The organism is Pandoraea sp. E26 (assembly GCF_000681415.1).
Taxonomy (GTDB): Bacteria; Pseudomonadota; Gammaproteobacteria; order Burkholderiales; family Burkholderiaceae; genus Pandoraea; species Pandoraea pnomenusa.
Window position 1 is genome coordinate 21,868 of sequence record NZ_AYXJ01000027.1, and the last position, 15,551, is coordinate 37,418.

Sequence of the window (15,551 nt, forward strand, 5' to 3'; positions counted from 1 at the left end):
CGGCGGCTGGCGGCACCAGAGGGGGCATGCGTTTGCGCAGCCCCCTTTTGTATTCTCGCGGCGATCCCGGCGCCGCCCCCGGACTCGCTTACTTGGCCAGTTCGGCGTCGATGGCGGCCACCAGACGCGGATCGTCGGCCTTCACGTCCGGCGAGAAGCGCGCCACGACCTGACCATTCCGGCCAATTAGAAATTTCTCGAAGTTCCACAGGACGTCGGCGGGGTTCTCGCGCTCGACGCCGAAACCCTTCAGGCGCTCTCGAAACGGCCCTTCGCCGGTGGCTTCCGGCCTGGCCTGCACCAGTGCCGTGTACAGCGGGTGACGGTCTTCGCCGATCACGGAAATCTTGGCGAACAGGGGGAAGGTCACGTTGTACTGCGTGGTGCAGAAGTCGAGGATCTCGGCGTCGGTGCCGGGCTCCTGACCCTTGAAATTGTTCGCCGGGAAGGCCAGGACTTCGAGGCCGGCGTTGCGCTTGTCTTCGTAGAGGCGCTCCAGGCCTTCGTATTGCGGCGTGAGACCGCACTTCGACGCGACGTTGACGACGAGACGGACTTTGCCGGCGTAGTCGCCCAGGGTCGCGGCGCTGCCGTCGTTCCGATTGACGGGAATGGTTTCGAGGTTCGTGGTCATGTGCGTGTCGTGTCCTTGATGTGGGAAAGGGCGTGCCGCCCGAGGCGAGCCGCGCAGGGTCGAACGAGTGTAGCGCAAGCCCGGCGGGCCCGCAGGACGGGCGGCGCAACCGTGACGTCGACCTGTGCCAGTCCATCCCGCGCCGCGAGCATGCAATCCCCTGGAAGGTTCACGAGGTGGTGCGAACGCATGCTTCGAGAAGGCAGCATCCCATTGTTGTTATGGCCCTCATTGAGTGGAGTAATTTTCGAATAAAAGTAGGACGATTGGGGGACGAATCGTTGTTTTTTATTGTTTTGTATAACTTAATAAAATCAGGCATTTAAAGGAAACTCGACGATTGTCGATTGACAGTCGAAAAAGCATATGAAAGGATTCGCCGGACAAAAACAAGCAACAAAATCAAAAGGCAAGGCGCCTGTCAATATTTACGGGGTAGTCCGAATGTTTTGTAAAACTTCTCTAAAAATCCACGCTTCCGCGCGTGCTTCTGCTGACTCTCCCGTGCGGCGACCGGACCCCCGCCTGACGTAGCGCACGAGCGCATTTTTCTCGCCTGAATCCCTGACGCATCCGCTGCCGGAAATGGTTCTCGCAGCGATGTCCCGGCACGCCTGCGGCCGAGCCGGGGACAGGTATGGCTTCGGGAAGTCATACCGAATTCCGTCATCCAACACATCGACATAGGCACAGTGAGCCGGGGCATCGTATGAATCGCATTTACCGCGTGGTGTGGAGCACCAGTCTGGGGATGTATCAAGTCGCTTCCGAGGTGGCCTGCAGCCACGGGAAGGCGACGCGCAGCGTGGATCGGCGCGCCCGCAGGGCAGCGGTCGCAGCCGCTGCCTTGATGGCGGCCTCCGGTGCGGCGATGGCGCAGACGGTCGGCTCGGTGACCGGATATGACGGGCAGGCGACCCAGCTATACAGGGGCGTGCAGGATGGCGGGCAAACGTGGGACTGGGACGGCAACATCCTGAGTGTCCTCGTCGACGGTACGCGCAGCGTGAATTTCACGGGGGCTTTCGGCGAGATCGTCCTCGACCAGGGCGTGTCGTTCAGGGGCGATACGGTCGGGGCGCTCATCAGGACACCTGTCGGCCTGGATTCGCTGCTCACCAATAACGGCACGATCATCGGCACCGCCACGGGGGTGTCGGTGTCGGGTGCGCTTGGCAGGCTCATCAACAACGGTTTGATTTACGGCGACCAGAGTGGCGTGCAATCGAGCGGCACCATCGGATTGCTCGCCAACTACGGCCAGATCGTCAGCGGCACGCTCGGCGTACTGAATTCGGGCCAGCTCGGCACGCTCACCAACGTGGGAACCATCTCGGTCAACAACAACGTCCCCGGGCGGGCGGGGGTGCTGAACCAAGGGACCATTTCGAACCTCGGCAACATGGGATGGATTGGCGTCGCTCTTGGCGGGAACGAAGCCGCGATCAGCAACGCAGGGCGGATCGACAACCTGACGAATCAGACGGGCGGCACGATCTCAGGCGATTACGGCGTGTTGAATCAACGCACTACCGCCGCCCCGGTGTCCGTGGGGACCATCACGAACACCGGCGTGATCACGGGCGGTCTTGTCGGCGTCTACAATGCCGGCGGCGGCATCACCTCGCTCAGCAACTATGGCACGATTGACGCGACCAGCGCGGGCGCTTCGGTCTACGGTCTGAACAATTCGACCACGACCATCGGCGGGACGGTGTACAACGCGACCCTCGGTTCGATCGTCAACGGCGGCACGATCACCGGTTATGGCGGCGCTATCCAGAACTCGGGCTCCATCGATGAAATTCACAACCTCGCCACCGGGCGCATCGATGGGGGGGCTTCAGGCACTGGCATCGTGACGGGAGCGGCCGGGAGCCGCATCGGCACCATCAACAACGACAGCGGCGGCGTGATCCGCGGGCTCAACGCGATCGCGATTGCCGCCGGCGGGGGAACGATCGGCACGATCAACAACGCCGGAACCATCCAGGGCAATATCGTCAACAACGGCTCGGCGGAATTGACGATCAACGGTGACGCCGGCGGCAGCTACGGTTTGCTGACCGGCTTCGACGGCACTTCCGTCGGCTCGCTCGAGAGTCCGACATCGAACGTGCGGTTCGCGAGCGGCAATCTCATCCTCAACGACAACGTGAACCTGGGCAACGCGTTCACGCTGTTGAACAGCGGCGCCAGGCTTCACCTCGACCGCACCATCTCGGTGTACGGGAACTATCAACAGGACGCGGGGGCGACACTCGAGATCGGCGTCGGCTCGGGCGCCACGACGACCGGTGACCGCACCTCCGACAGCGGCTATGGCCGTCTTGTGGTGCAGGGGTTGGCGACACTCATGCCGGGCACGACCATCGCGCTTCAGTCGATGGGCTACGCGTTCGCGTCCGGCCAGCGATATGTCGTGCTCGAAACGATGGACTGGTCCTCGCCATTCAACGAAGCGTCGCTCAACTACGTCATCAGTGGGTCGACCCTCGTCGGCAGCGGCGTGCGTCAGGCCAACGGGAGCTATCTCGATCTGATCGTGACGCTGATCGCGCCGAGCGCCGTGGGCACGATCGGCGGGACCGCCAGTCTGCTCAAGGGGGTACCGTCCAGCGGCACCGGGTGGTCGTTCGACGGCACCAACGTCTCGATCACCGGCTCGACGTTCGGCACGGTCGTCGGCTCGATCGGCACGATCGCGAACACCGGGACCCTGACGGGGACGTCGGCCATGGGCATTGCCGCGATCTACGGCTCGGTCGACCGCTTCGTCAACGATGGGACCATCGCGTCGACCGGGCCGAACAACTCGGGCTTCTTCAACGGCGGCACCGTCGGCACGCTGGTGAACCACGGCGCAGTGCGAACGAGCACGCGCGATGCGGTGAACAACACCGGCACGATGACCACATTCGAGAACACCGGCACGATAACGGGCGTGCTCGACGGTCTTGCGAACTATGGCTCGCTGACCTCGGTGCAGAACACCGGCACGATGAGCGCCAGTACCGGTTATGGCGCCCTGAATACGGGGCATCTGGGGCAGTTGACCAACCAAGGGCTTATCCTCGGCTGGAACGGTCTCGTGAATTACGCCTCGGCCACCATTGCGGCCCCTGCGACGCTCGACCTGCTGACGAACAGCGGAGTGATTACAGGCGCGCAGAACGGCTTGTCGAACAATGGCTCGACGATCACGAAGATCGACAACCAGGCAGGGGGCGCCATCACCGGAACGGGCGGCACGGGCAACACCATTGTCTCCGGCATCGAGAACCTCGATCTCACCGCCAACGGCACGCTGCTGGCGGGTACGATCGGCACGATCAGCAATGCAGGCACGATCGCCGGCAGCTACTACGGGATTTCCAACGGCAGCAACATCGGTCTGATCGACAACCTGGCAGGCGGCGTGATCACTGGTCTGGGTGGCGCCATCTCGAACCAGGCGACGTCGGCGTCGATCGGCGCGATTCGTAACGCGGGCACGATTGCCGGCTGGATCATCAATCGCTCCCAGAACGAACTGAGTATCAGCGGTGCAACGGACGGCACGTTCGGCACATTCACCGGTTTCGGTGGCGGTGCGAATGTGGGCACCATCGTGAGTACCAACGCCGACGTACGACTCACCGGCGGAAACCTGCTGGTAAACAACGATTTCGAACTGCGCACCACGATCGGCGGCAACGTGACCGGCATGCGCACGCTGCACAACGTCGGTTCGTTGCTCCAGGTCAATCGTCCGCTCTCGATCTTCGGCAATTACGACCAGAGCGCGAACGCCACGCTTCAGATCGGCGTGGCGGGCGCGGACTCGCTGAATTACGGCAGTCTCCTCGTAAGCGGCAGTACGTACATCGCACCGGGCTCGACCATCGCGCTGCAATCGATGGGGTACGCGTTCGCCGCAGGGCAGCGCTACGTGGTCATCGATACGGCGGGCACGATCAATTACAACGAAAGCACGTTGCGCTATGTGATCAACGGCAACCCGACGCTCGCGGCCAACGGTGCGCACCAGGGCACCACGCTGCTCGTGACGCTCTTCACGCCGCAGTACCTCGGCGTCGTCAACGGCACCACGAATCTCGTGGCGGGCGTGACTGGCGGCGATGCGTCGCAGTGGCGCTTCGACGGCGCGAATCTCGACGTCAGCGGCACGGCCCAGGCGTCGATTACCGGTCACCTCGGCACGATCACGAACACGGGCACGATTGCCAGCACCATCGCTGGCAAGAGTGCACTGGGCATTGCCAGCAACGGCGGTCAGGTCGACAGCGTGGTGAACAACGGCGTGATTTCGGCGTCCGGCGGCACCAATTCGGGCCTGTATGCGGGCGGCTTGGTCGGAACGATCCTGAACGTGGGCACCATCGTGTCCGACAACCTCGGTGGCGTGAACAACACCGGTGCGCTTGCGCGTCTGGAGAACCGCAGCCTGATCCAGGGCGCCACGCTGGGCGTTGCGAACACGGGTTCGCTCACGACACTGGTCAACGCCGGCACGATCGCCGCGACCACGACCGCCTCCAATGGCGTGGGCGTGTGGGGCACGGGCGAGTGGGGCGTGCTCACCAACAGCGGGCGAATCACCGGCTACACGGGGGTGATGCTGGCGGCGTCCGGCGATCTGGCCAGGCCGTCGTCGTTCGGTCTGATCGAGAACACCGGCGCCCTGATCGGGCAGATGTATGGCCTTGCGAACTACGGCGGTTCGATCGCTGCCATCAACAACCTGGCCGGCGGTACGATCACCGCAGGCACCGGCGTGCCGGGCCAGTATGCCGTGGGCCTGAACAACGCGTCGCAATGGATTGGCGGCACGCTGTTCGCAGGCACGATCGGCGCGATCAACAACGCCGGCACGATCTCGGGCGCTTATTACGGGATTTACAACGATGCGTCCATCGGCACGATCAACAACCAGGCGGGAGGCCTGATCACGGGCGTCGGCGGCGCGATCTCGAACCAGGCAACGACGTCGTCCATCGATGCGATCAACAACGCCGGCACGATCGCCGGCTGGATCATCAATCGCTCGCCCAACGTGTTGAAGATCGCTGGCGCAACGGATGGCACTTACGGCACCCTGACCGGCTTTGGCAGCGTTTTCCCGGGCACCATCGTGAGCACCAATGCCGACACCCGCTTCACAGGGGGACGTTTGGTGCTCGACGACCACTTTGACCTTGGCGGTGTTCGTACGGTGCACAACGACGCGTCGGTGTTGCAGATCAACCGAACGCTCAACGTCGATGGCAACTTCGACCAGGCCGCGGGCGGTACGCTGCAGGTCGGTGTGGCGAGCAATGCGGTGACGACCGGCGACATGACGACCGACAGCGGCTATGGCCGGCTCGTAGTCACCGGCAATACGACGCTGGCACCCGGCTCCAGCATCGCGTTGCAGTCGCTCGGGTATTCGTTCGCGGTCGGCCAGCGCTATGTCGTGATCGACACCGCCGGTACGGCCAATTACAACGAAGGCTCGCTGAGCTATCGCGTTAACGGCTCGACGACGCTCGGCGCCACTGGCGCGAACGTGGCCAACGGCACGAAGCGCGATCTGGTGCTGACCGTGGTCTCCGATCCGAACGCGGGCAAGGACGACGGCAACAACGGCAATAGCGGCAATGGTGGCAATAGCGGCAGTACGGGCGGCGGTGCCGGCACCACTGGCGGCGGCGCTGGCGGCAACGCTGGTGGTCAGATCCCGTCGTTCGATCCGCGCACCAATGCCACGATCGCTTCGACGCAGAACGCCCAGTCGGCGTTGCGAGGGCTGCTCGGCTATACCGGCGTGAGCAATGCGCAACTGCTCAACCTGTACAACGCGACGCTGGGTTCGCTCTCCGATGGTTCGACGGCGTCGGCCAACCGTGTGGGCAATCAGTTGGCGCCGTCGCAAGTGACACGCGCCGCGGGGGCCGCCGCGATCGACGCGCTCAGTGTGGTGAGTGCCCACGTCAACGGTCTGCGCACGGCCTCGGCCGGGGGGACCGGGATTGCAACGGGCGACGCTGCTGTGAACTGGGGCGTGTGGGGCCAGGCGTTCGGCGGCCACGCCAGCCAGTCCGAGCGTGACGGCATGGACGGCTACGCCGCCAATTACGGTGGCCTGCTCATTGGCGCGGACCGCGCCTTCGGCGACCGCTGGCGCGCGGGCGGTGCATTCCAGTTCTCGCGCACGGTCATCAACAACGACGGCGCCACGTCGGGCAACAACACGAGCGTCAACGGGTACGGACTGATCGGCTACGCCTCCTATACCGGCGAGCCGTGGTACGTGAATCTCTCGGGCTCGGTGGTCATGCAGCGCTACAACACCACGCGTCTGGTGTCGATGCAGGGCTTCAACGGCGCGGCGGGCGGCAGCTTCAACGGGCAGCAGTACGTCGGCAGCGCGGAGTTCGGCTGGCCGCTGGCGGTGGGGCGCGCGATCGTGACGCCGCTGGTGGGCCTGAGCTACAGCCACCTGAATCAGCCCGGCTACACGGAAAGCGGTGGCAATGGTGCGGCGCTCTCGGTGGGCAGCGCGAGCGCCAGCTCGGTGCGCAGTGCGCTGGGGGCGAAGATCGGTGTCCCGTTCGAGACGTCGTCGGGCACGTGGATGCCGGAGCTGAGCGTGCGCTGGGTGCACGAGTACAATCGCACGCGCTTGTCGACGGGGGCGAGCTTCGCCGCCGATCCGTCAGGGCAGACGGCGTTCACGACGGTGGGCGCGACGCCCGTGTCGGATCTTGCCGATATTTCGCTGGGCCTCACGCTCATGCGCGCGAGCAACATGAGTGCATCGATCCGCTATAACCTTCAGGCCGGCTCTGGCTTCGTATCGCACACGGGCATCGTGCGCATCCAGCAACGCTTCTGACGGCTTGGTGCCGTGACCCGACACCGGCGCTCGCCATCGTTGACACGATGGCGAGCGCCGTGGAAGTATCTTGCGGTCCGCCACCGCCCGCCCATCGTTCCGATGTCTTCCAGCCCCGCCCTTCCGGTTTCGCCAAACGCCTCGACCGTGCCCGCCACGGAAACGATCACTTTCGCCGAGGCCATGGTCCGTGCACGCACTCACTGGCAGGCCGGGCAGGCGCCGCAAGCCGAAATCCTGTGCCGACGCGTGCTCGCGGCGTCCCCCGGGCATCCGGACGCGCATTACCTGCTGGGCCTGATGGCGCACGCGTACGGAAAACTGGACGTGGCCATCGAGCACTTGCGCGAGGTATGCAAGGTGCCGGGCGCACCGGCTGCCTGTTGGTCGGATCTGGCCGAGATGAACCGTCAGGCCGGACGTCTCGACGAGGCGCTGAACGCCGCGCAGCGGGCCGTCGAGGTCGATCCGACCTTCCCCGCGGCATGGAACAATCTGGGGATCGCGCAGCAGGAAGCCGGTCAGTTGTCGCAGAGCCTGGCGAGTCTCGAGCGTCTGAGCGAACTGCAATCCGGGTCTGCCGACGCGTGGAACAATCTCGGGAACACGGCGCGTCTGCTGGGCCGGACCGAGCAAGCGGAGCGGCATTACCGGCGTGCGCTCGAACTCGACGGACAGCGCGCCGACGTGCACAGCAATCTGGCGGCGCTGTTGCGTGCGCAGCAACGTCATGACGAAGCGGCCGCGATGGCGCGGCGCGCCATTGAAATCGACCCGCAATTCGTCGACGCCTACCGCAATCTCGCCGACATCGAACTCGCGCGCGGCAATCTGGGCGGCGCATGGCAGATCGTGGAAGTGATGTCGGCCTTCGCCATGCAGCATCCGTCGACACTCGTCGCGCGCGCGTGCATTCTGCGACTCCTGGGACGTCTCGATGAAGCACTCGCATCGGCACGCGAGGCCGTGCGAATCGTGCCCGAGAATGTCGGCGCCCGCGCGGCGCTCGCCGCCGTCGAGGCCGACGTCGCCGGGCGCGATCAGGGGCACGCCGACGCTGGCGCGGCCACGTCCGCAATCGACGCGCCGGCGCCGACGCAAGTCCAGACCGAGCGTCAGCGCGCCATCGCGTCGTTGGTCGCGGCGCAAGATTACGAAGGCGCGGAGCCCTTGCTGCGCGAAGCCGTGGCCGAGGGCGTTGCGCCCATGTCGGTCTGGCGCCTGCTGGCGATGGTGCTGCGAGCGCAAGGGAAAACGCGTGAAGGTTGCGACGTGCTCGACATGCTCGCGCGTCAGGTGCCGGGCGATTTGTCGAACCGGTTCGATCTTGCCGAAGCGTTATTGCTGCTCGGCGACTTCGAGCGCGGCTGGCGCGAGTATCGGTATCGCTACAGTCTCGAGCACACACAGTCGATCGAGCGCAAGGTGCAGCGGCCTCGATGGGACGGACAGCCGATTCCCGGCAAGACGCTCCTCATTCACGACGAACAGGGATACGGGGATACCTTCCAGTTCATGCGCATGGCGCGCTGGGCGCGCGAGCGCAGTCAGGCGCGTGTGATTTTCGAGGTCAATGCCGAGGCGCTGTCCATTGCGAAGCGGATGTGGGGTGACGAGGATATCGTCGCGCGTGGCTCGCTGACCGAAGCGTTCGACCTGCATTGCGAACTGATGAGCCTGCCCATGGCAATGGGGCTTCGGCTCGACGATCTTCCGGGCGAGATGCCGTATCTGAGCGCCGATCCGGCGCGCGTGGCCCTCTGGCGCGAGCGTCTCGCCGACGTGCCCAGGCCGTGGGTCGCCCTCGTCTGGGCCGGGCGTCCCGAGCATGTGAACGACCACAATCGCTCGATGACGCTCGCGCAACTGGCGCCGTTGGGCGCATCCGGTGCGTCCTTTCTCTCGATTCAGAAGGGACCGGCGAGCGCGCAGGCGAGTGCTCCGCCCGACGGCATGCAGGTCGTTGTGCTCGGCGACGAGATTCGCGATTTCGAGGACACCGCCGCCATTCTCCAGTTGGCCGATCTGCTGATCTCCGTCGATTCGTCGCCCGTGCATCTGGCCGGTGCGATGGGACGCCCCGTGTGGGTGCTGCTGCCGTTCGTACCCGACTGGCGATGGCTGGAAGGGCGCGACGATTCTCCCTGGTATCCAGGGATGCGCCTGTTTCGCCAGACGGCGCGTGCCGAGTGGACGCCCGTCGTCGAGAAGACGGCGCGTGCGCTCGACGCCTTCGTGGCCGCATCGCGCGAGACGGCGCATGACGACCATGCGCGCTGAAGCCTGGATCGGCGCGTGCGCTGTCGCGGCGGCCGCGCTCTCGGGCTGCGCCAGCCTTGATCGGGACGCGCATGCGCAGGCGCTGGCCGGCCCCGCAGGACTGCATCGGGAAACGGTGCAGGGCGGAGCATTCGTGCTGACCGCGTTTGTGCGTATCGCGCGCGCCGACGCGCCGGTGCGCATCTATATCGAGGGGGACGGTCTGGCCTGGTTGTCGCGCACCGAGCCGTCGCCCGACCCAACGCCTGTCGCGGCAACCGGACTCGCCCTGGCCGCCGCGGATACGTCACCGAACGTGGTCTATCTCGCTCGCCCCTGTCAGTTCACGCCAATGGCTCGAAACCCGGCGTGCAACGTGGCGTACTGGACCGGCAAGCGGTTCGCGCCGGAAGTGGTCGACGCGATGAACGACGCCGTTGGTCGCATCGCCGCGCGCGTGCCCGGACAGCGTCTGGGCCTCGTCGGCTTTTCAGGCGGCGGCGCGATTGCCGCACTCATTGCCGCGCGCCGCCACGACGTCGTATCGCTGCGCACGGTGGCGGGCAATCTCGACGTGGCATATGTCAATCGAATCCACGGCGTGTCGCCGATGCCAGCATCGCTCAATCCAATCGATGAGGCCGCACGTCTGTCGGGCGTCGCGCAGGTGCACTTCAGCAGCGCACAGGACACGGTCGTGCCACCGGAGGTCGCGAAGCGCTTCGCCGCCGCGGTCGGCGGCCGGTGCGTCCGCACGTTGGTGGTCAACGGCGTGGCGCATGACGGCGATTGGGCGGCGCGCTGGCCGGCGTTGCTCGCGCGGACGCCCGCATGCGCGGTATCGCCTTGAGCGGCGTGGCTCGGCGTGTCTGAAGCGGTGTAGCCGCGCGGAGGTGCGTGGTGGTGCGTGGTGGTGCGCCCTCGCTCAGGCCTCTCGCACCAGCGCGGTGATCGCTTCGAGAAGCGTCACCTCGCCACGCAGCGTGTGTTTCCCGTCGTCGCGAAACTGAAAGGTGCCGTTGTTGAAGCCATCGAGCATTTGGATGCGCGGCAGCGGATTGCGCATGCCCTGCGCACGGAAGAGCGGGTCCCAGCCGGCACGCGGCACGGCCTCGGCGCTCACGTCGCGCACCAGCGCACGGGCCAGTGCCGCGGCGATGTCGTCGGGAGAGTATCGCTGAGGCCCTTCGATCTCCCAAACGCGTTCGTCGTCGAAATCCTCCTGCATGGCGCGGGCAGCGAAATGACCGACGTCGCTCGTCGACACCATCGGTATCGCCCGATCCACCGGCGCGAGATAGCTCGGCAGCTCGCCGCGTTCTCGCGCGGGCGCGATGTCCCAAGCGAAATTCTCCATCAGCCAGGCGGGGCGCAGGAAGGTGACGGGCAGGTGCAGCGACACCATGGCCGTCTCGAACATGTGCAGCGCCGAGAGCAGGCTCGGCACCTCGCTGTCCGCCCCGATGCTCGAGAGGCAGACCACACGCCTGGGGCGCGTGGCGGCCAGCGCTTGGCGAATGGCGTCGATCAGATGTCGTGCGTGAGAGAAGTCCGGCTCCGGATCGGCGTTCGGCGGCAGCATCACGAACACCGCCTCGCTGCCGCGAAATGCGTTCGTGAGGGCGTCGACGTCGCCATGCTCGGCCACTGCGATCTCGCTGCCCAGCGTTGCCCATCGACTGGATTTGACGGGATCCTGAACAATCGCCCGCAGCGGCCGGCCGGCCGCCAGCAGATCGTGTCCGATCACTCCGCCGACTCGTCCCGTGATACCCATTACGGTGTACATGGTTACTCCTGGCGCGCAGTCACGTTGCCGTATTTGTAACACGGGAGCGCGCCGGGTTCACAGATGGATCGCGTCGGCCGGGGCTGGCTGGGTTGCTTGCGGGGGATGACGGCGACCGTTGAGCAAGGCGGCGCCCGCGTCGGCCAGTCGCACGGCCTCCTGTGCGCGCTCGCACATGTCGCGCTCGTATCGCGAAATGGCGCGGGCAAGCGAGGCGCGCCCTCGTGCAACGTCGTGCAGCCATGTCGTGAGCCGGGCGGCATCGCGCAGTGCCGTATTCGCGCCGAGACCGCCTGCGGGGCTCATCGTGTGCACGGCGTCGCCCAGCCCCGTCACGCCGTCGATCTGCCATGGCAGCGGGCTTGTCGTGCTGCGTACCGGCAGCGTACGGATCGTGTCGGGCGAGGCGTACGTGAAAAGCGAACGCAGATGCGGATGCCACGCATCGGTCAGCGCGTCGATGCGCGCAAGCGTGAGCGTTTCGTCGGATTGGACGTTCGCCCCGTTCGCCCCGTTCGCACCGTTCGCACCGTTCGCACCGTTCGCACCGTTCGTGCGCGACGCGCCGAGCAGCGTCGACGCCGGACCGATGAAGGCCCAGTACAGATAGTCCGGCACGGGTGAGAGCGGCATGCGTTCCGGCCCGGGCAGCGGCGCCTGCGCACGCTCGCTGTCGGGGCGGCGAAAGAGCATCGCCTCGATCACGACGGCGAAGCCGTCGGCAAACACCACGGTGCTTCCCTCCATCACGGTCGCCTCGCCGTGACGGTCCATGAGCACGAGCATCGCGGTCGTGAGCGGCGTCAGGCCGTAACAGCACACGTTGCCGGTGTCGCGAGGCGCCATGCCGGGCAGCACGGATTCGCGCACGCGCGAATGGCTGCCGTCGGCGGCAACCACGAGACCGGCGCGGCTGCGCGAACCGTCGTCGAAATGCGCAACGCGTTGGCCGTCCGGGGTTGAGGTCGTGCGGGCAAACGATTTTCCGAAATGGACGCGCTCGCGAATGCCGTCGAGCAGAATTTCCCGCAGCGTCTGTCGATGCACGCTGAGGTCGCCCGGAATGTGGTCGGTCCGGGGCAGGTGCCGCGCCGCCTTGCCTGCGGCGCCGCGGCGGCGGCGACCCTGGTCGCTTGGCGAAGGCAAGCCGGCATTCGCCCGGGCCTCGTGCCAACTGGGTGGAAGAACGACGTCGGCATCGTCGAGCTGCGGCGTGACGAAGCGGCCGCCGGACCGCGCCACGGCGGCGCGCTCGCGGATGCGCACGAGGGCTTCGTCCGGCAAGCATTCGGCGAGGGCGTCGAGGCCGTCGGCGTCGATGCGCAGACGATAGCCCTGGAAGCGGGCGTCGGATGAGGCGTCGCGCTCGTAGACGTCGAAGGCGATTCCTGCCCGGCGCAGGCCCTGGGCAAGGCACAGGCCGCCAAGGCCCGCGCCGATGATGTTGACATGCAAGGCGGTCATGAGGTGAATGGGCCCCGATGGTGCGGGCCGGCTGTGACGATGCGTTCATTGTCGGCGCGAGCACTGTCGACCTGATAACATTGTTTGGTCATAAAACAATGATTTCCGGACAAAATGATGGAGGCTAGCCAAATCCCCCCCCTGATGTCGCTGTCGGAATCGCCGCTCGCCAAATACCAGCCGAACGACCGCCTTGACGGGCCGCCGGTCTGGGCGTTCGGTGGCCACGACAAGGAGCGGAGTCTGTTCCGGATCGGCACGCGGGAGCTCGACTGGCATTCCCATTTGCGGGGGCAGCTCTTCTGCATTCACTCGGGCCTGGTGCACGTTCACACGCCGCTCGGGGCCTGGGTGCTGCCGCCATATCGCGCCGGATGGATACCGCCGGGCATGACGCACCGCGTATCGCTCACCGGCGTGGTCAGCGGATGGATCGTGCTCGTGGCGCCCAGCGCGGCGACCGGCCTGCCACGGACGCCATGTGTTGTCGGCGTTTCGGAGCTGTTGGCGGCACTGGTCAAACGGGCGGTGTCGTGGGCGATGCGAGATACGCTTACGGATGCGGAAAGGCGTCTTGCGCAGGTGCTCGTCGACGAGATTCAACGCGCGCCCGAGCAGGCGCTCGGGTTGCCGATGCCGACCGATGCCCGGGCGATACGCGTGGCGCGCGCGGTGCTCGACGATCTTGGCGCGCATACGTCGCTCGATTCGCTCGCCCGGCAGTCAGGCGTGTCGGCGCGCACGGCAAGACGGCTTTTCGTGACGGAGACGGGCATGGGCTTCACGCAGTGGCGCCAGCAGGCGCGGCTGGTGAGTGCGCTGGATCGACTCGCCAATGGCGAGGCCGTCGGCGCGGTCGCCGATTCGCTCGGTTATTCCACACCGAGCAACTTCATTGCGATGTTCCGGCGGGCCTTCGGCGAGTCGCCCGGACGTTATTTCCGTCAGGTGGGGCCGCAGACGCGGTGGGACGATGAGGGCGAGGAGGGCGTGGCATGACGCAGCGTGACGAGGTGCCGTTGCGCACCGTGGATGCCCTGGTCGTCGGCGGCGGCCAGTCGGCGTTGGCGACGTCGTATTTTCTGCATCGCTGGCAGGTGGATTACGTCGTGCTTGACGACCAGCCCGGGCCGGGGGGCGCCTGGCAGCGCGCCTGGCCGTCGTTGCAGCTCTTCTCGCCGGCGCAATGGAGTTCGCTGCCGGGATGGCCGATGCGAGGCGGCGCGGAGCACTATCCGTCGCGCGACGAAGTCGTGGCGTATTTGCAGGAGTACGAAACACGTTATGCCGTACCGGTGGAGCGTCCAGTCGAGGTTGTCTCGGTCACGGCGCAGGTCGACGGGCTGCGCGTGCACACCAATCGTGGCGACTGGCTGGCGCGTGCGGTGATCAGCGCCACCGGGTCGTGGCACGCGCCGCATGTGCCGTCATACCCCGGCCAATCCTCGTTTCGCGGTCGCCAATGGCATTCGGCGAACTATCACGGTCCGGAGGCGTTGCGCGGCCTGCGCGTTCTGGTGGTCGGCGGCGGCAATTCGGGGGCGCAGATTCATGCGGAAGTCTCTGCCGTTGCCGCATCGGTCTGGGTCACCCCCGAACCGCCGACGTTCCTGCCCGACGACGTCGACGGCCGTGTGCTGTTCGAGCGAGCGACCGCGCGCTGGCAGGCCGCCCAACGTGGCTTGCCCGACCCCTATCCGGACAGCGGTCTGGCGAATATCGTCATGGTGCCTTCGGTGCGCGCGGCGCGAGAACGAGGCGTCCTGCACGCGGTACGGCCGTTCGAGCGCTTCGTCGAAGACGGCGTGATCTGGTCGGACGGCACGCATTCGCCGGTCGACGTCGTCATCTGGTGCACCGGGTTTCGGCCCGCGCTGGCGCATTTGAGCGCCTTGTCGATCGTCAACGCCGACGGCACGATTCGCGTGACGGGCACGCGTGCCGTCGACGAACCTCGATTGTGGCTCGTCGGCTACGGAGAATGGACCGGGTACGCTTCGGCCACGCTGATCGGCGTGATGCGAAGTGCTCGTGCCACGGCGCAGGAAGTGGTGGCGTATCTCGGCGCGCAAGGGGCTGCGGTCACACCGAGCCGGGAGACGTGAGCGTCGTCAAGGGCGGGGGCCCCTGATGCGGCATTCGCCCCGCGCCCGGGCGATCGCGGGGCCGGCGATGCGACGTCTGCGGGTGTGGCGTCGGGGTGCGAGTCTCTCGGACGTGAACCATGGGTGCGGACTAGCCCATGAGCCTCGGGCGCTTGCCGGGGCCGGGCGAGTGCAGTACCCGGCATGGGCTGATGTACTTCTCACACGCGACGGCGGCCTGGGCAAAGGTGTCGAAATAGATCGCGTGATCCGCGTCGTCGACGTGGGCTTTTTCGATCTCCGATACCGCGTCGTTCCATGCAAGGCCGAGGTATTGGCCATGGTCGTGGAACCACACGACGAAGCCCTCCCGCGCCAGCGCTCTCGGTAGCTTCAGGGTCGGCACGGCCGCTGGCGCCACCTTTCGGTTGGCGCCGAGAT

Annotated in this window: 9 protein-coding genes and 1 pseudogene; 6 read left to right on the top strand and 4 right to left on the bottom strand. The window is 66.1% G+C overall.

From position 1 onward, the window contains the following. Positions 1–88: 88 nt before the first annotated feature. The gene (locus W930_RS0116555; RefSeq protein ID WP_023597198.1) at positions 89–634 is read right to left on the bottom strand and encodes a glutathione peroxidase; all 546 of its coding nucleotides are present in this window, start codon (positions 632–634) and stop codon (positions 89–91) included. A 709-nt stretch (positions 635–1,343) separates the two neighbouring features. Here W930_RS0116555 and W930_RS29225 point away from each other — a divergent pair. The 4 genes and pseudogenes from W930_RS29225 to W930_RS0116570 all read left to right on the top strand — a co-directional run bounded on the left by W930_RS29225 (position 1,344) and on the right by W930_RS0116570 (position 10,623). After that, positions 1,344–7,514: an autotransporter domain-containing protein gene (locus W930_RS29225; protein WP_023873366.1), complete on the top strand. Its 6,171-nt coding sequence runs from the start codon at positions 1,344–1,346 to the stop codon at positions 7,512–7,514. Positions 7,515–7,697: 183 nt separating this feature from the next. Continuing rightward, positions 7,698–8,462: pseudogene (locus W930_RS31155) on the top strand (tetratricopeptide repeat protein); the annotation flags it as partial. 129 nt (positions 8,463–8,591) lie between these two features. Then, entirely contained in the window at positions 8,592–9,794 is a 1,203-nt protein-coding gene (locus tag W930_RS31160) for a glycosyltransferase family 9 protein (RefSeq protein ID WP_023873367.1), read from the top strand. Next, positions 9,775–10,623 (top strand): esterase, encoded by an 849-nt coding sequence (locus W930_RS0116570; protein WP_023597195.1) that lies wholly within the window; start codon positions 9,775–9,777, stop codon positions 10,621–10,623. Before W930_RS31160 ends, W930_RS0116570 begins: the two co-directional genes overlap by 20 nt. A 75-nt stretch (positions 10,624–10,698) precedes the next feature. Here W930_RS0116570 and W930_RS0116575 read toward each other — a convergent pair whose 3' ends face one another. Together W930_RS0116575 and W930_RS0116580 are read right to left on the bottom strand one after the other, a co-directional pair. Beyond that, entirely contained in the window at positions 10,699–11,562 is an 864-nt protein-coding gene (locus tag W930_RS0116575; RefSeq protein WP_023597194.1) for an NAD(P)H-binding protein, read from the bottom strand. 57 nt (positions 11,563–11,619) lie between these two features. Next, the gene (locus tag W930_RS0116580) at positions 11,620–13,026 is read right to left on the bottom strand and encodes an NAD(P)/FAD-dependent oxidoreductase (protein ID WP_023873368.1); all 1,407 of its coding nucleotides are present in this window, start codon (positions 13,024–13,026) and stop codon (positions 11,620–11,622) included. Between the two features lie 117 nt (positions 13,027–13,143). Here W930_RS0116580 and W930_RS0116585 point away from each other — a divergent pair, with 117 nt between their 5' ends. Then, positions 13,144–14,025 (top strand): helix-turn-helix transcriptional regulator, encoded by an 882-nt coding sequence (locus W930_RS0116585; protein ID WP_330220683.1) that lies wholly within the window; start codon positions 13,144–13,146, stop codon positions 14,023–14,025. Then, on the top strand, positions 14,022–15,131 hold the full coding sequence (locus tag W930_RS0116590; protein ID WP_023597191.1) for an ArsO family NAD(P)H-dependent flavin-containing monooxygenase: 1,110 nt from the start codon (positions 14,022–14,024) through the stop codon (positions 15,129–15,131). The genes W930_RS0116585 and W930_RS0116590 overlap by 4 nt, the downstream gene beginning before the upstream one ends. Positions 15,132–15,261: 130 nt before the next feature. On the opposite strand, the gene W930_RS27800 is transcribed toward W930_RS0116590, so the two are convergent. Next, on the bottom strand, positions 15,262–15,516 hold the full coding sequence (locus W930_RS27800) for a hypothetical protein (RefSeq protein ID WP_025249657.1): 255 nt from the start codon (positions 15,514–15,516) through the stop codon (positions 15,262–15,264). Between the last annotated feature and the right edge of the window lie 35 nt (positions 15,517–15,551).